16 protein-coding genes are annotated in these 15,011 nt (G+C 59.4%); 10 read left to right on the top strand and 6 right to left on the bottom strand.

Annotation, left to right across the window (positions count from 1 at the left end; translation table 11 throughout):
- The first annotated feature begins 844 nt into the window (after nucleotides 1-844).
- Nucleotides 845-1,549, top strand: coding sequence for a pirin family protein (locus Q9R34_RS16780; protein ID WP_485895162.1), 705 nt, complete (start codon nucleotides 845-847; stop codon nucleotides 1,547-1,549).
- Nucleotides 1,550-1,580: 31 nt separating this feature from the next.
- Here Q9R34_RS16780 and Q9R34_RS16775 read toward each other — a convergent pair whose 3' ends face one another.
- On the bottom strand, nucleotides 1,581-1,793 hold the full coding sequence (locus tag Q9R34_RS16775; protein ID WP_434123438.1) for a hypothetical protein: 213 nt from the start codon (nucleotides 1,791-1,793) through the stop codon (nucleotides 1,581-1,583).
- A gap of 182 nt (nucleotides 1,794-1,975) precedes the next feature.
- On the opposite strand from Q9R34_RS16775, the gene Q9R34_RS16770 reads away from it, so the two are divergent.
- The 7 genes from Q9R34_RS16770 (at nucleotide 1,976) to crtB (ending at nucleotide 9,599) form a co-directional block, all read left to right on the top strand.
- Nucleotides 1,976-2,563 carry a YtfJ family protein gene (locus tag Q9R34_RS16770; protein WP_485895160.1) on the top strand — a complete coding sequence of 196 codons (588 nt, stop codon included), beginning with the start codon at nucleotides 1,976-1,978 and terminating at the stop codon, nucleotides 2,561-2,563.
- A 276-nt stretch (nucleotides 2,564-2,839) separates the two neighbouring features.
- Nucleotides 2,840-3,697, top strand: coding sequence for a polyprenyl synthetase family protein (locus tag Q9R34_RS16765; protein WP_434123800.1), 858 nt, complete (start codon nucleotides 2,840-2,842; stop codon nucleotides 3,695-3,697).
- A 34-nt stretch (nucleotides 3,698-3,731) separates the two neighbouring features.
- Complete coding sequence (fni, locus tag Q9R34_RS16760; RefSeq protein WP_485895158.1) at nucleotides 3,732-4,766, top strand: type 2 isopentenyl-diphosphate Delta-isomerase; 1,035 nt, start codon at nucleotides 3,732-3,734, stop codon at nucleotides 4,764-4,766.
- Complete coding sequence (locus Q9R34_RS16755) at nucleotides 4,763-6,052, top strand: glycosyltransferase (protein WP_485895156.1); 1,290 nt, start codon at nucleotides 4,763-4,765, stop codon at nucleotides 6,050-6,052. Before fni ends, Q9R34_RS16755 begins: the two co-directional genes overlap by 4 nt.
- Nucleotides 6,036-7,199 (top strand): lycopene beta-cyclase CrtY, encoded by a 1,164-nt coding sequence (crtY, locus tag Q9R34_RS16750; RefSeq protein ID WP_485895154.1) that lies wholly within the window; start codon nucleotides 6,036-6,038, stop codon nucleotides 7,197-7,199. The genes Q9R34_RS16755 and crtY overlap by 17 nt, the downstream gene beginning before the upstream one ends.
- Nucleotides 7,196-8,677, top strand: coding sequence for a phytoene desaturase (locus Q9R34_RS16745; RefSeq protein WP_434123444.1), 1,482 nt, complete (start codon nucleotides 7,196-7,198; stop codon nucleotides 8,675-8,677). Before crtY ends, Q9R34_RS16745 begins: the two co-directional genes overlap by 4 nt.
- Nucleotides 8,670-9,599 (top strand): 15-cis-phytoene synthase CrtB, encoded by a 930-nt coding sequence (gene crtB, locus Q9R34_RS16740; RefSeq protein WP_485895152.1) that lies wholly within the window; start codon nucleotides 8,670-8,672, stop codon nucleotides 9,597-9,599. Before Q9R34_RS16745 ends, crtB begins: the two co-directional genes overlap by 8 nt.
- On the opposite strand, the gene Q9R34_RS16735 is transcribed toward crtB, so the two are convergent.
- Nucleotides 9,538-10,071, bottom strand: a complete 534-nt coding sequence (locus Q9R34_RS16735; protein ID WP_434123446.1) for a sterol desaturase family protein — start codon at nucleotides 10,069-10,071, stop codon at nucleotides 9,538-9,540. The two genes, crtB and Q9R34_RS16735, sit on opposite strands and share 62 nt — an antisense overlap.
- A 199-nt stretch (nucleotides 10,072-10,270) precedes the next feature.
- On the opposite strand from Q9R34_RS16735, the gene Q9R34_RS16730 reads away from it, so the two are divergent.
- Nucleotides 10,271-10,603 carry a lysozyme inhibitor LprI family protein gene (locus Q9R34_RS16730; RefSeq protein WP_485895150.1) on the top strand — a complete coding sequence of 111 codons (333 nt, stop codon included), beginning with the start codon at nucleotides 10,271-10,273 and terminating at the stop codon, nucleotides 10,601-10,603.
- A 70-nt stretch (nucleotides 10,604-10,673) separates the two neighbouring features.
- Here Q9R34_RS16730 and ahr read toward each other — a convergent pair whose 3' ends face one another.
- The 3 genes from ahr to Q9R34_RS16715 form a co-directional block, all read right to left on the bottom strand.
- Complete coding sequence (gene ahr, locus Q9R34_RS16725; protein WP_434123450.1) at nucleotides 10,674-11,690, bottom strand: NADPH-dependent aldehyde reductase Ahr; 1,017 nt, start codon at nucleotides 11,688-11,690, stop codon at nucleotides 10,674-10,676.
- A gap of 28 nt (nucleotides 11,691-11,718) precedes the next feature.
- Nucleotides 11,719-12,300, bottom strand: coding sequence for a flavin reductase family protein (locus Q9R34_RS16720; protein WP_485895147.1), 582 nt, complete (start codon nucleotides 12,298-12,300; stop codon nucleotides 11,719-11,721).
- 113 nt (nucleotides 12,301-12,413) lie between these two features.
- Nucleotides 12,414-12,683 carry a hypothetical protein gene (locus Q9R34_RS16715; protein WP_434123452.1) on the bottom strand — a complete coding sequence of 90 codons (270 nt, stop codon included), beginning with the start codon at nucleotides 12,681-12,683 and terminating at the stop codon, nucleotides 12,414-12,416.
- 299 nt (nucleotides 12,684-12,982) lie between these two features.
- On the opposite strand from Q9R34_RS16715, the gene Q9R34_RS16710 reads away from it, so the two are divergent.
- A complete protein-coding gene (locus Q9R34_RS16710; RefSeq protein WP_434123453.1) occupies nucleotides 12,983-13,540 on the top strand; it encodes a DsbA family protein in 558 nt (185 codons plus the stop codon).
- A 479-nt stretch (nucleotides 13,541-14,019) separates the two neighbouring features.
- Here the strand turns inward: Q9R34_RS16710 and Q9R34_RS16705 are convergent, their stop codons facing one another.
- Complete coding sequence (locus Q9R34_RS16705) at nucleotides 14,020-14,994, bottom strand: YsnF/AvaK domain-containing protein (RefSeq protein ID WP_485895145.1); 975 nt, start codon at nucleotides 14,992-14,994, stop codon at nucleotides 14,020-14,022.
- Nucleotides 14,995-15,011 lie beyond the last annotated feature (17 nt).

The following is a 15,011-nucleotide window of genomic DNA, read 5'->3' as shown; positions in this document are numbered from 1 at the left end:
CAGTTTCTGGTGATAAAGCTCGCCGCGCTTAACTGCAAACCAGAGAGCGCACTGTCGATCCAGCCTCGTGAAGGGTGAAAAGCGCCTTTACCCTGCTGAACTCACTTTCTGGCCCGCCATCAGGCGGGCTTTTTTTGTCCTGACGGGCGTCACCAGGGTCCGTTAACCTGTCACCATGTTTTCCTCATCCCTGCTAATCCGGGAGGCCATATTAGCGATGCGAGCAGCAGGCTGATAAAAATTAGGTCTAATATCGCTGGCTAAAAAACCGTGCTAAACGATGAGAATAAAAAAATTGACCTGTATCAACAGGCTTGCCCGACAATCGAACGCTGTTGATTCTCCGTTTTACCTCTACTCAGCATAATTCCTGTGTGAGTTATGCCTCGTCATAACAAGTGAAGATATTTAATCGGGATTCGATTACGCCCTACGCTTAGGGCGCTTTTTCATTTGTTCAAACAGGTAGCCAAACCCAACCGGGCATAATGTAACTATTTAAAGGGATATTTTATAATTCTGTTTTTAGCAAAGCTAAATATAGAATAACCGTCATTAATTATCGGGCAGGGCCTTCCATTCAGGCGCGCAAACCTGAAAACCCCGGCACCCACTTCGTACAAACAGGGCTTCCGTCAAAATAACTCCACCCATTATCCTCAGCGATGAGTGCGCTTCACTATGCGTAAGGCGTTTCCAGGATGTGAATAAAGGCGCTCAGCTGTCTCGTCGATGCGACCGCAGGCTTATTCAAAAAAGTTGAACACTTTCAGCAAATCCCCCTCCTTTTCATCTTTCCTTGTCGGTTTATCATCGCTGCATAAGCTCATAGCGGGAGAAGATAATGAATGTTGTGCGTGCCCATCGCGGCCAGCTCTTCGAATATGGTCCCTTTACCATTCGCCGTCTGCGCCCGGGCGAACGCTTTGGGCCGCTGGCGATTGTCGATATGACGACGCTGAAACTCGGCGCGCGCATTCCGATGCATGAGCATGTGAACGACGACATCCTCAGCTACGTCTGGCGCGGCTTGGTGCAGCATACCGACCCGCAGGGCGAACGCACGCCGCTGTCGGCGAAGCGCGTGATGGTGGTGAATGCGGGCGAGGGGCTGCGGCACGAAGAGTCCGCGCCGCTGATTGAAGCCGAAGTGCTACAGGCGTTTATCCGTCCGGCACGCGCCGGGGGCGAAGCGAAAACCCAGCTGCTGGAGCGCGCTGACGGCGTCGCCCACAACGCCTGGACCTGGCTGGCGGGACCGGAAGGCAGCGGCGCGCCGTTGACGCTGCGTCAGGCGGTGCATATTTATGACGTGCGGCTGGAGCGCGGCAACAGGCTGGAGGTGCCCGCTATTCCAGGCTTCGCGCCCTGGCTGGCAGTGCTGGATGGCGTGGTGAATCTGGAGGGGCAGCGCCTGCATAAAGGCGATGTGGCTGGGGATACCGAAGCGTTGCCAGCCGTCACCGCCGAGCGCGACGCCACCCTGATCTGCTTTCTGGTGGATGCGGATGCCACCGGCGTGATGAGCGGAACCATCAGCGGCAGTTAGAACAAGGGAAGGTGAAAACCTTCCCTTCTCTTTACCCGTGGTGACGCGCACGCTGGAGCGTATGCCGGAACTGGCGTACCTGTTCACGTGACCAGCAGCGTTCTTTGAAAGCGACGTTTTCTACCGGCTCGGGCAGCGGCACCCCGTCCAGCGATCCGCGATTGCAGTAGGCGCGCACCAGTCTCAGCGGGGAGACGCCCAGGTAGCGCGCGAATTCAGACAGGGTCATTAACTCACTTTTCATATACGTCTCCTTTTGCGAATGGTTATCTGCATCTTCCAATCGTTTCACCGCACGTTGTTTGATCTTACGCATTGAAGAAGTGATTAAGTTTTGAGCTAAGCGTAAAATTCACCTTTTATTGACTGGCGAAGCGGCAGATTTTCACCCAGGCTTGAGGCTCTCTCTTCTGCATGCGAGGCTGCGTGAAACCCTACTCCCTGCTGCTTATCTGCCTGCTTGTTCCCGGCCTGGCCGCCGCGCACAGCCTGGAAACGGGCAAAGCCCTTCCGCCCGTCTTTATCGCCAATGAGGGCGAACTGGTGATGCAGCATGAGATGCTGGGCTATCAGCGCTGGAGCAGCCAGTCGCTGACCGGCAAAGTTCGACTGGTGCTCCACGTTGCCGGACGGCTTTCAGCCAAAGAGCAAAATGCGCCGCTCATTGCCGCCATTCAGCAGGCGAACTTTCCGCGCGGCCGCTTTCAGACCACCACCATCGTCAATACGGACGACGCGATCCCCGGCAGCGCGATTTTCGTTGAGCGCAGCATTAAATCGAGCAAGCGCGACGCGCCCTGGCAGCATTTTGTTATCGACAGCAGCGGCGTGGCGCGGAACAGCTGGCAGCTGACGCCGCACGGCTCTACGGTTATTCTGCTGGACGCGCAGGGTGTGGTTCGCTTTGCGAAAGATGGGGCGCTAAGCCCGCAGGAGGTGAAGCAGGCTGTCGCTCTGCTTAATCAGATGCTTTCCGGGTCGCCTGCGCTATCTGACGCCGCACTGAGTTCGTGAATAAAAATTTTTATTTTATTGCTACTTATCTCTCTTCCCCCGTCAGAGCGGCAATTCTCGTCTACGCTTAATTGCACCGCCGCGTCAAAACAAAACAATAACGTTCAGTTTACAGCGGCATGAAAAACAACAGGCTTCGCCTTTTTAAGATGGCTTCTTCTGTGCCACTTAGTTCATTTGCAATTACGACAGGCCGACGCTCACCTGCAAGTAAGGACTGCCATCATGACCATTTTTGCTGAAAGAGATCCTACCCTCGTTTACAGCGATCCCCTGATGTTACTCGCGCATATTGAACAGCGCCTTGATCGACTGCTGCCGGTAGAAAGCGAACGCGACTGCGTGGGGCTTGCGATGCGCGAAGGGGCGCTGGCGCCGGGCAAACGCATCCGACCGGTGCTGCTGATGCTGGCCGCGCACGACCTGGGCTATCGCGACGAACTCAGCGGCCTGCTCGATTTCGCCTGCGCCGTGGAGATGGTGCATGCCGCCTCGCTAATACTCGACGATATTCCCTGCATGGACGATGCCGAACTGCGGCGCGGCCGCCCCACTATCCATCGCCAGTTTGGCGAGCCGGTGGCGATTCTGGCGGCGGTCGCCTTGCTGAGCCGCGCCTTTGGCGTTATCGCGATGGCGGACGGCATCAGCAGTCAGGCAAAAACCCAGGCGGTGGCGGAGCTTTCCCACTCCGTCGGCATTCAGGGGCTGGTGCAGGGACAATTTCTCGATCTGACCGAAGGCGGCCAGCCGCGCAGCGCCGACGCGATTCAGCTCACGAATCATTTTAAAACCAGCGCGCTGTTCAGCGCGGCGATGCAGATGGCCTCGATCGTCGCTGGCGCGCCGCTGGCGTCGCGTGAAAAACTGCACCATTTTGCGCGCGATCTCGGTCAGGCTTTCCAGCTGCTGGACGACCTCACGGACGGTCAGAGCGACACCGGAAAAGATGCCAATCAGGACGTGGGGAAATCGACGCTGGTTAATATGCTGGGCAGCAAAGTGGTAGAGAAGCGGCTGCGCGATCATCTGCGCCGCGCCGATCGCCACCTGGCTTCAGCCTGCGACAGCGGCTATGCCACCCGACATTTCGTGCAGGCCTGGTTCGATAAAAAACTCGCTATGGTCGGCTGACCGCGCGTTTCCCGTCTGAGTATATGGAGCAGCAATGAAGGACACGGACCTGACGAAACGCAAAAACGATCACCTGGACATTGTTCTGCGTACCACCACGCCTGCGTCGGGCAGCTTTGCCCGCTGGCAATTCACGCACTGCGCGCTGCCGGAGCTGCACCTGGATCAGATCGATATGCGCACGCGGCTGTTTAATCGCCCTATGCGGGCGCCTTTTCTGATCAGCTCAATGACCGGCGGCGCGGCACGCGCCCGCTCGATTAATCACCATCTCGCCGAAGCGGCGCAGGCGCTTGGCCTGGCGCTGGGCGTCGGTTCACAGCGCGTGGCGCTGGAAAGCGACAGCAATTTCGGCCTCACGCGCGACCTGCGCCGTATCGCCCCGGATATTCCGCTGCTGGCAAACCTGGGCGCCGCGCAGATCATGGGCGAGCAGGGTCGCAGGCTGGCGCAGCGCGCGGTAAGCATGATTGAGGCGGATGCGCTGATCGTCCATCTTAATCCCCTGCAGGAAGCGCTGCAGCGCGGCGGCGATCGCGACTGGCGAGGCGTGCTGCAGGCGATTGCGCAGCTGGTGACAACGCTGGAAGTGCCCGTCATCGTGAAAGAGGTCGGCGCTGGCATCTCACCCGAGGTTGCACAGCGGCTTGCCGAGGCGGGCGTCAGCATGATCGACATCGCAGGCGCAGGCGGCACCAGCTGGGCGGCGGTAGAAGGCGAGCGCGCCAGCACGCCGCAGCAGCGCGCGGTGGCGATGGCCTTCGCCGACTGGGGCATTCCCACTGATGAAGCGTTGCGCGCCGTGCGCCGCAGGCTACCCGCCATGCCGCTTATCGCCTCCGGCGGCATTCGTGACGGCATCGATGCGGCGAAAGCGCTGCGGCTGGGTGCCGACGTGGTCGGCCAGGCAGCAGCGGTGCTGAGCAGCGCCCTGCACTCCGCCGACGCGGTTGTGGCGCACTTTGAGACGCTGATTGAACAGCTGCGCGTTGCCTGCTTCTGCACCGGCAGCGCCAGTCTGCGTCAGCTGCGCCTTGCGCCGCTGACGCGCGTGGGAGAGCCAGAATGAGCCATTTCGCGGTTATTGCCCCGCCCTTTTACAGCCACGTACGCGCGCTTCAGGCGCTGGCGCAAAACTTAATTGCGCGCGGCCATCGCATTACCTTTATTCAGCAGGCGGAGGTGGCCGCGCTGCTCAGCGATGCGGCCGTCGGCTTTCACGCCGTCGGTCTGGAGACACACCCTGTCGGCACGCTCGATCGTACCCTGCAGCTGGCAGCCCATCCTGGCGGATTAGGCATTCTGCGCCTGATCCGCGATATGGCCAGCAGCACCGATATGCTGTGCCGGGAGCTGCCGGCTGCGCTGCGGGCCCTGGCGGTAGACGGCGTTATTGTCGATCAGATGGCGCCAGCGGGCGGGCTGGTGGCGGAGGCGTTGCAGTTGCCTTTCGTTTCGGTCGCCTGCGCCCTACCCGTGAACCGCGAAGCGCATTTCCCTTTGCCGGTCATGCCCTTTTTGTGGGGCACCAGCAGCGCCGCGCGCGAGCGCTTCGCCTCCAGCGAAAAAATCTACGACTGGCTGATGCGCAGCCACGACCGCGTGCTGGCGCAACATGCCGGCGCCTTTGGCCTCCCGGACCGCCATCAGCCGCATCAGTGCCTGTCGCCGCTGGCGCAAATCAGCCAGCTGCCGCACGCCCTGGACTTTCCGCGCTGCGCCCTGCCCGCGCATTTCCACGCTACCGGCCCGCTGCGCGAACCGGCGACTTCCACAGCCGCGCGGCTGTTCAGCGATGGCGACCAGCCGCGCGTTTTCGCCTCACTCGGCACCTTGCAGGGCGGCCGCTATGGGCTGTTCAAAACCCTGGCGAAAGCCTGTCGTGAACTGCAGGCGGAGTTACTGATCGCCCACTGCGGCGGCCTGAGCGATTTCCAGGCGCGAAAACTGCTGCGCGCCGGCGCCGCTCAGGTCACCGATTTTGTCGACCAGCGCGCCGCGCTGGCGCAGGCGGACGTAGCCATTACCCACGGCGGGCTGAACACGGTGCTGGACGCCGTTGCGCAAAGCACGCCGCTGCTGGTGATCCCCCTGGCATTCGACCAGCCCGGCATCGCCGCGCGGCTGGCCTACCACGGCCTGGGGAGTCGCGCGTCACGCTTCTCCACCAGCCATCAGATTGCGCGCCGCCTGCGTCGCCTGCTGGACGATCGGGCGATTAAACAGCGCATGGCGCGCCTGCAGCCCCAGCTGGAGACCTGCGGCGGCGTCGAGCGTGCGGCCGATATTACCGAGCGCGCGCTGCTGACGCGCCAGCCGGTGCGAGCGGAGAAGTGCTATGACATCGCAGTATGATCTACTGCTGCTCGGCGCTGGTCTGGCGAACGGACTGCTGGCGCTACGGCTCAAACAGCAGCAGCCTGGCCTGCGCGTGCGGGTGCTTGAAGCCAACGCTCGCGCGGGCGGCAACCACACCTGGTGCTTCCACGAAGAGGATCTCAGCGCCTCGCAGCATCAGTGGATTGCCCCGCTGGTGGCGCACCGCTGGCCGCACTACGAAGTGCGCTTTCCTCAGCTGACGCGTCAGCTCAACAGCGGCTATTTCTGCGTCACCTCCGCGCGTTTTGACGAGGTGCTGCGCGCGACGCTCGGCGACGCGCTGCGGCTCAACCAGACCATTGCCTGCAGCGGGACTGACCACGTTCAGCTCGCCAGTGGCGAAGTGCTACGCGCCCGCGCCGTGATCGACGGCCGCGGCTATCAGCCCGACGCCGCTCTGCAGATCGGCTTTCAGGCCTTTCTCGGTCAGGAGTGGACCCTGAGCCAGCCGCATCGGCTTGAGGGCCCAATTCTGATGGATGCCGCCGTCGACCAGCAGGGCGGCTATCGTTTCGTCTATACCCTGCCGCTTTCGCCGACGCGTCTGCTGATTGAGGATACTCATTATATCGACGACGCCTCGCTGGGGGCGGCGCAGGCGCGCCAGAATATATGCGACTACGCCGCTCGTCAGGGATGGCGCCTGGAGACGCTGTTGCGCGAAGAGCGCGGCGCGCTGCCGATTACCCTGGCGGGCGACTTCGAACGCTTCTGGCATCAGCGGCCGCCTAGCGTTGGCCTGCGCGCCGGGCTATTTCACCCCACCACCGGCTATTCGCTGCCGCTGGCGGTGGCGCTGGCGGATGCGCTCGCCGCGGAGGGCAATTTCTCCCCGGAAACGCTCGCGCCGCATATCCACCGCTTTGCGCAGGCGGCATGGCGGAAGCAGGGCTTCTTTCGCATGCTCAACCGCATGCTGTTTCTGGCGGCCGACGGGGATCAGCGCTGGCGCGTGATGCAGCGCTTTTACGGGCTGCCCGAGGGGCTAATCGCCCGGTTTTACGCCGGACGGCTGACGCTGGCCGACCGCGCGCGCATTCTTAGCGGCAAGCCGCCCGTTCCGGTACTGGCGGCGCTGCAGGCTATTCTCACTCACCCTTCTGGACGAAGAACATCACGATGAAGCACACCACGGTAATTGGCGCAGGATTTGGCGGACTGGCGCTGGCGATTCGCCTGCAGGCGGCGGGCGTACCTACGCGGCTGCTGGAGCAGCGCGACAAGCCGGGCGGCCGCGCTTATGTTTATCAGGACCAGGGCTTTACCTTTGATGCAGGCCCAACGGTGATTACCGATCCCTCCGCCATCGAAGAGCTGTTTGCCCTGGCGGGCAAATCAATGAGCGACTATGTCGAGCTGCTGCCGGTGGCGCCCTTCTACCGCCTCTGCTGGGAGTCGGGCGAGGTATTTAACTACGACAACGATCAGGCGCGGCTGGAAGCGGAGATCCGCAAATTTAATCCCGCCGATGTGGCGGGCTATCAGCGCTTCCTCGACTATTCGCGCGCCGTGTTCGCTGAAGGTTACCTCAAGCTCGGCACCGTGCCCTTTCTCTCGTTCCGCGATATGCTGCGCGCCGCGCCACAGCTGGCGCGTCTGCAGGCATGGCGCAGCGTCTACAGCAAGGTCGCGAGCTTTATCGAGGATGATAAGCTGCGTCAGGCGTTCTCTTTTCATTCGCTGCTGGTCGGCGGCAATCCCTTCGCCACCTCATCGATCTATACCCTGATCCATGCGCTGGAGCGCGAATGGGGCGTCTGGTTTCCGCGCGGCGGTACCGGCGCGCTGGTGCAGGGCATGCTGAAGCTGTTTCAGGATTTAGGCGGCACGCTGGAGCTGAATGCGCGCGTGAGCCATATCGAGGCGAAAGACGCCGCGATTTCCGCGGTGCATCTGGAGGATGGCCGGGTCTTTGAAACCCGCGCGGTCGCCTCCAACGCCGATGTGGTGCATACCTACAGTGACCTGCTCGGCAGCCATCCTGCCGCCGCCGCGCAGGGCAAAAAGCTGAAAGGCAAGCGCATGAGCAATTCGCTGTTCGTGCTCTATTTCGGCCTGAACCACCATCACGATCAGCTGGCGCACCACACCGTCTGCTTTGGCCCACGCTATCGCGAGCTGATTGATGAGATCTTCAACCGCGACGGGCTGGCGGAAGATTTTTCTCTCTATCTCCATGCGCCCTGCGTCACCGATCCTTCGCTGGCGCCGCCGGGCTGCGGCAGCTACTACGTGCTGGCGCCGGTGCCTCACCTCGGCACCGCCGATCTGGACTGGAATATTGAAGGGCCGCGCCTGCGCGACCGCATTTTCGCCTACCTGGAAGCGCACTATATGCCCGGCTTGCGCAGCCAACTGGTGACCCACCGCATCTTTACGCCGTTCGATTTTCGCGACGAGCTTAACGCGTATCAGGGCTCCGCCTTTTCCGTCGAGCCGATTTTGCGTCAGAGCGCCTGGTTCCGGCCGCATAACCGCGACAGCCATATTCGCAATCTCTATCTGGTCGGCGCGGGCACGCACCCTGGCGCGGGCATTCCCGGCGTGATCGGTTCCGCCAAGGCCACCGCAAGCCTGATGCTGGAGGACCTGCATGAATAATCCAACGCTGTTGCACCATGCAGTGGAGACAATGGAGGTGGGATCGAAGAGTTTCGCTACCGCCTCTAAGCTGTTTGACGCTAAAACGCGCCGCAGCGTATTGATGCTCTACGCCTGGTGCCGCCACTGTGATGACGTGATCGACGATCAGCAGCTTGGCTTTCCCGGCGACGTTCCCTCGGCGCAGACGCCTCAGCAGCGCCTGGCAAATCTGGAGTGCAAAACCCGCCAGGCCTACGCGGGCGTGCAAATGCACGAACCGGCGTTCGCTGCCTTTCAGGAGGTGGCGCTCGGCCATGATATTTCCTCCGCTTACGCCTTCGACCATCTGGAAGGGTTCGCCATGGACGTGCGCGGCGCGCGTTATGAAACGCTACAGGATACGCTGCGCTACTGCTATCACGTTGCGGGTGTGGTTGGGCTGATGATGGCGCAAATTATGGGGGTGCGCGACCAGGGGGTGCTGGATCGCGCCTGCGATCTTGGCATCGCTTTTCAGCTGACCAATATCGCGCGCGATATTGTCGAAGATGCGCGGGTTGGCCGCTGCTATTTGCCGGAGAGCTGGCTGGAAGAAGCCGGTCTCGACCGGCTCCATTTTGCCGATCGCACGCATCGAGCGGCGCTGGCGGGCCTGGCGCGGCGGCTGGTGAGCGAAGCGGAGCCCTATTACGCTTCCGCATCGGCGGGCCTGGCTGGACTGCCGCTGCGCTCCGCGTGGGCAATCGCCACGGCGAAAGAGGTCTATCGCCGTATTGGGATTAAAGTTTACGGCGCGGGCGAAACCGCCTGGGATCGCCGCCAGTCCACCAGCAAACAGGAGAAGCTCCTGCTGCTGGCGGCGGGTGCAGCCCAGGCGATCAGGTCTCGGGCGGCCGCTTCGCCGGCGCGTCCGGCCGAGCTCTGGCAGCGTCCGCGTTAGGTTGACGACCGTGGCGCTGGCGCAGCGTCGCCTGCAGTTTCGCCAGCGGCGGCGCATAGAGAAAGCCAAAGGAGACGCAGTCTTCCCGGCCGCGCACCGCATGGTGTAGTCGATGCGCCATATAAAGTCGTTTGAAGTAGCCGCGACGCGGTATGTATTTAAAAGGCCAGCGCTGATGCACCAGACCGTCATGCACGATAAAATAGAGCAGGCCATAGAGCGTCATACCTGCGCCTATCCACTGTAGCGGCCAGACGCCGCGACTGCCCAGGTAGATCAAAAGAATCGCCAGCATGGCAAACACCACGGCGTACAGGTCGTTGACCTCAAACCAGCCGCTATGCGGTTCATGATGCGACCGGTGCCAGCCCCATCCCCAGCCGTGCATAATATATTTGTGCGACAGCGCGGCGGTAATCTCCATCGCCACGACGGTCAGTAATACGATTCCAGCGTTCCACAACCACAGCATATTTTCTCCCGTCAATGCATCCTGCCAGCCAGCACAGGCTGGCTATCATCTGCTGCGGCACCCCGCAGGCGAACAGTAAGTTTAGGCTATGCTCTGTAATTAGCCGCAGGGTTTACGCTTACCCAACCATTTTTGTTGGGTGGATATTTAATCAGGTCGTGATTCAATTAAAGGCTTGTTTATGCAAGGGGATACCATCATGAGAAAAGCATTTATTTTTTTATCTCTTCTCTCTATCACAGCCACAGCGAGTGCCGCCAGTTTTGACTGCAGCAAGGCATCTCTGCCAGATGAAAAAACAATTTGCGCAGACAGAAGACTAAACGATCTCGATGTTGAAATAGCAACCAAATATAGATTCCTGGCAGGGCTATTCGGTATGGGGGCGCGCGATAGCATGAGGGATGCTCAGGCGGAGTGGCTGAAAAGCAGACAGGCATGTAAAAGCGATAAGCAATGCCTTATCAAATCGTACACAAAGAAAAATAACGACCTTAACGCGATTTACGACAACATAAATAAACCGCTGTGATCGTTCAGACAGGGCGTTTCCCTGTGGATGCTGCTGGCGAGAAAAGCGCGCCCCGAGGCGCGCCTGTTCATCAGAAGTCCGCTTTTAGCACGATGCGGTAGTGCGCCTTACCGGCGCGCAGGTGATCGAGCGCGTCATTGATTTTCGACATGGGGAAATACTCCACCGTCGGCGCAACATCCGTGCGCGACGCCAGACGAAGCAGCGAGCGCAGCTGGCCCGGCGAACCGGTAGAGGAGCCGGTGACGCCGCGGTCGCCGAGGATCAGGTTGAACGCCTGCACCTCGAACGGCTTCATCACCGCACCAACGGTATGGAAACGACCGTTGGCCGCCAGCGCCTGAAAATAGGGCTGCCAGTCAAGGTCGACCGCCACGGTGCTGATAATCAGATCAAACTGACCGGCCAGCTTGTTCAGGGCCTCAGGATCGCGACTGTTGACGACGTAATCTGCGCCCATCTGTTTAATGGTTTCAGTTTTAGCAGGCGACGAGCTGAACGCCGTGACTTCCGCACCCAGCGCGCGCAGCAGTTTGATCGCCATATGGCCAAGGCCGCCAATGCCAATCACGCCGACGCGGCTGGTCGCGGTAATGTTATGCATCAACAGCGGCTTAAAGACGGTAATACCGCCGCACAGCAGCGGACCTGCGGTCGCGGGATCAAGATTTTCTGGCAGCGGGATCACCCATTGCCAGTTAGCGCGCAGGTGGCTGGCGAAGCCGCCATGGTTGCTGATGGTGGGAACGTTGTTGTTGACGCAGTTTACCTGCTGGCCGTTGATGCAGGCGTCACAATACTCACAGCTTTTAGCTGTCCAGCCGATACCGACACGCTGCCCCAGGCTCAGGCCTTTATTTTTCGCGCTGTCACCCAGCGCGGTAACGCGGCCAATAACTTCATGACCGGCAATGAGCGGATAGGCTGAGATACCCCACTCATTGTCAATCATCGAGAGATCGGAGTGGCACACGCCACAGTAATCGACTTCAACTTCCACATCCTCTGCAGCCAGCTGGCCAGGATCGTACTCATAGGGTTGAAGCGCTTCCCCGGCCGCCATGGCCGCGTAACTTTTATATTTCATGCTTTTCCTCGCTAAGGTGTAAAGGCGCTCAAGACAGGTTGGCGCTAAAGCTGTTCGCAACGGTCACGAACTGCCCGCCGCCAAGATGGTGCAACGTGTGAAGCGCGCGGTTTTCGGCGCTGAAATGCCAGCGTCCGTCATAAAACACTCGACTGTCAGCCGCTGCCGCCACCACTTCGCCGAACAAGGTGTCGTAGTTTTGCTGCGCCTCTGTTGCCGGCAGCAGCCGACACTCCAGCCAGGCGACGCAGCTCGCCTCCAGCAGCGGCACGCCAAGCTCCGGCCCCTCAATGGCCTGGATATTATAGGTGGCGAATTTATCTTTCTCGCGCCCCGAGCTGTTGCCAACGGCACAGGTGAGATCGGCGAAAGCCGCCGCCGGCACGCAGACGCCAAAAGCGCCGCTCGACTCGATCAGCTCCCGCGACCAGGTCGCCTTATCTACCACGATCGCCAGGCGCGGCGGCGTGAACTCTACCGGCGTCGACCAGGCGGCTGCCATCACGTTGCGGCGCTGAGTTTGTGGATGCTGGCTGGTAATCAGAATGGTGGGACCGTGATTGAGCAGGCGGCTGGCGTGCTGGAGCGCCACTGGACGGAAATGCGACATAGCGGTTCCTTACTGAATTGACGCACGCTGCTTTGTACATCATAAATGGCTGTAAACGTTTTACTTTACCTTTTTCCGCCAGCGGCAGTTTACCGCTGCGTGCCGAGCCGCTTTTATAATAGATCGTGATTGAGCGGAGTGCGAAAAGCGTGGCGGGCGGCGGTCATCAGCTGGTCGGCGGTGACGGTAGGCGGCAGTCGCGTCAGCACTTTGCTCGCCTGCCAGTAGCATAACACCATCACCTCATCGGTTTCGCTTTCGGCCAGCTCTTTAAGTCGCGCGCGCAGCGTCGGCACATTAAGCGTTTGCTGCTCGTCCAGCATCTCTTCAATAGTTTTTATAATGACGTCGTGTATCGTCTTCCAGGAAAGATTAGTAAGCAAAATCAACCTCTTCTAGCGCTTTCCGGCTCCGGAACAGTGATAACTTTTACCACACAGGCGACACCTGCGCAGGCGAGATAATGTTAACATGGCATTAACTATAGCTGTATCGCTGGGCTTTCGGCGACTTTTACAGAGTGGGATTATCATTGTGGAAGCGCTTTCAAAAGATCTGCAGTTTTGGACATAAAAGCGCGCTTTGTGAGCCCGGTAAGAGCGTGTTGCGACGCTACTGTAACGTGCTGAGGCAGGGCAATTTTTTCAAAAGCAGAAAGTTGAGACCAAACAGGAGAGAGAAAATGAGCAGAGACAAATTTGCCGCTGATGCGCTGGAATGGGGTCAGGGATCACGCGTGCTGGAAATTTTTCTGGAACCAACCTGCCCTTTTTCCGTACGCGCCTTCAATAAGCTTGATGCGCTGCTGGAATATGTCGGCGAAAAAGAGATGACGCTGAAAATCCGCCTGCAGTCGCAGCCGTGGCATCTCTATTCAGGCCTGATTGTGCGCTATATTCTGGCGGCTTCGACCCTGCCTGGCGGTAAGGATGCAGCCAAAGCAGTAATGCAGGCGGTCGCCGATCATCGCGAGGAGTTTGAGTTTACCGATCACTGTCGCGGCCCCAATATGCAAACCACACCTGAAGAGATTATCGAGCGCCTGATGCGCTACAGCGGCGTAGATGCTCGCGCCCCCTTCGACCGCGCAGAGCTGCAAAACGAAATAAAGTGGCACTGCAAGTACGCGCGTCAAAATGGCGTGCACGTTTCGCCAACCTTTATGATCAACGGGCTGATTCAGCCAGATATGGGCAGTGGCGATGAAATAAGCGACTGGGCGGAGCGTCTGAGGGGATAACAATGTTTCGCCTGCGCAGTGCGCAGGCGAGGTGAATTACTGGTCGGTGTCATCATCTTCGTAAGCAGGTATTTCCGCATCATCCGGCAGCGGTTCGGTATCGGGACGTTCAGACATGGTTTAGCTCCTTCTGGCGGCAATGAAAACTGCACTATATCGCTACAACCTTCGCCTTTTCAGGCGCCCCTACCCAAAAAAGCCGGGGCTAATAAATCGCTGTTAAACCCGTTAGGTTCACCTCAGGCAAGGCCTGTTCAATCATACGCTTAGCGATACCGACTAGTTATCGAAGCTGACAATAAACTTTCGGTAACATCTGGCAATATAATAAACGTCTTAAAAAGGCGGCGATATCGATAGATTGATGTGTGCAGACGGGGAGGTTGGCAGCGAGCCAACACCAGGGCAACCGCGCTGACTTCCCCGCTGCAGCTGTTCTGATCCAGACCTGACGACGCCTCGTCAGGCTGTTCAGAACCTTAAGGGCGTTTCAGCAGAGGATCAGCTTTGTCCTTTTCCTCAACGCCTGACACGCCGCTTCTCTCAACGATGTCGTCATCAACGCCAGTGGTTCCCCTGGTGTTGAAAGCGCCTGCAGGTTTTGCCGCCGCGCTGCCCGCACCCGTCAGAGGGGCATCCTTAGCGAGATGGCTGTCTGCGCGATCGATGTCCACTTCCTGGCGACGAACGGAATCGGTGATGTTTTCAACGTGTTCGCTCTGATCTGTGCGTACCACCACTTCTTCTTTGATGTGCGCGGTTTTATTAATGACCGGCTGCTCATGCGTTTCGGCGACTTCGATTGTTTTATCTTCCCAGTCGACATTATCCGCTGCGGCCAAATCGCTGGTCGAACGGCGGAAGATGTCTGCATGCTGCTCCTGCAGTGAAATGTTTTCTGACACCTGATCGGTCACCGTATAGCGGCGGACGCGCGTGGTCCCTTCACTGACCAGACGTTTGCCGACCTCCAGGCGCTCTTCAGCCAGGCGCAGCACTTCCTCTTCGCTTTCATCACCAGTCAGCGATGTGCGAACCGGCTGTGTCAGCCCGCTGTCGGCCACGCTGTTTACGCCAGTTGTGCTCTGCGCCGTTGAAACGGTATAGCCGTCATCCTGGGCCAGGCCATTGCCAGCGGGCAGTTCGCCAGTGTCATGCGCATCCAGAATACTGTAGGCACGCGGCAGCTTCTCTTCTTCGGCACGCAACGTCAGCACGACGCTGCCTGAGTTAATCGCATCTTCATACACGCCGCTCTGCTCTTCATCCAGCGTGTTGCCGAAGAGTCGCTGCCAGAAGCCGGGATGACGGGCTTCGTGTCCTTCCGATTTCAGACGCTCGCCAGAAATCACATCAATATCATGCTCGGCAAAACCTGCCTTGATCAGGCTACGCTTAGCCCCTTCGGCCTGCGCCAGGGTACTGAACATTGTTACGATTTTTTCGTGTGCCATGATTTCCTCCTGCGTGA

This window comes from Enterobacter sp. BRE11, from assembly GCF_031844285.1.
Classification (GTDB): Bacteria; Pseudomonadota; Gammaproteobacteria; order Enterobacterales; family Enterobacteriaceae; genus Pantoea.
Note: the sequence above shows the minus strand (reverse complement) of the source record. Positions and strands in the feature narration are given on the sequence as shown.

Excerpts from the sequence above, each read along its gene's own strand:
- crtB (WP_485895152.1), top strand. The coding sequence starts at position 8,670 with ATGAATAATCCAACGCTGTTGCACCATGCAGTGGAGACAATGGAGGTG.
- ahr (WP_434123450.1), bottom strand. The coding sequence starts at position 11,690 with ATGAAATATAAAAGTTACGCGGCCATGGCGGCCGGGGAAGCGCTTCAA.
- Q9R34_RS16755 (WP_485895156.1), top strand. The coding sequence starts at position 4,763 with ATGAGCCATTTCGCGGTTATTGCCCCGCCCTTTTACAGCCACGTACGC.
- Q9R34_RS16705 (WP_485895145.1), bottom strand. The coding sequence starts at position 14,994 with ATGGCACACGAAAAAATCGTAACAATGTTCAGTACCCTGGCGCAGGCC.
- fni (WP_485895158.1), top strand. The coding sequence starts at position 3,732 with ATGAAGGACACGGACCTGACGAAACGCAAAAACGATCACCTGGACATT.
- Q9R34_RS16745 (WP_434123444.1), top strand. The coding sequence starts at position 7,196 with ATGAAGCACACCACGGTAATTGGCGCAGGATTTGGCGGACTGGCGCTG.
- Q9R34_RS16780 (WP_485895162.1), top strand. The coding sequence starts at position 845 with ATGAATGTTGTGCGTGCCCATCGCGGCCAGCTCTTCGAATATGGTCCC.
- Q9R34_RS16720 (WP_485895147.1), bottom strand. The coding sequence starts at position 12,300 with ATGTCGCATTTCCGTCCAGTGGCGCTCCAGCACGCCAGCCGCCTGCTC.
- crtY (WP_485895154.1), top strand. The coding sequence starts at position 6,036 with ATGACATCGCAGTATGATCTACTGCTGCTCGGCGCTGGTCTGGCGAAC.
- Q9R34_RS16765 (WP_434123800.1), top strand. The coding sequence starts at position 2,840 with ATGTTACTCGCGCATATTGAACAGCGCCTTGATCGACTGCTGCCGGTA.
- Q9R34_RS16775 (WP_434123438.1), bottom strand. The coding sequence starts at position 1,793 with ATGAAAAGTGAGTTAATGACCCTGTCTGAATTCGCGCGCTACCTGGGC.
- Q9R34_RS16710 (WP_434123453.1), top strand. The coding sequence starts at position 12,983 with ATGAGCAGAGACAAATTTGCCGCTGATGCGCTGGAATGGGGTCAGGGA.
- Q9R34_RS16730 (WP_485895150.1), top strand. The coding sequence starts at position 10,271 with ATGAGAAAAGCATTTATTTTTTTATCTCTTCTCTCTATCACAGCCACA.
- Q9R34_RS16735 (WP_434123446.1), bottom strand. The coding sequence starts at position 10,071 with ATGCTGTGGTTGTGGAACGCTGGAATCGTATTACTGACCGTCGTGGCG.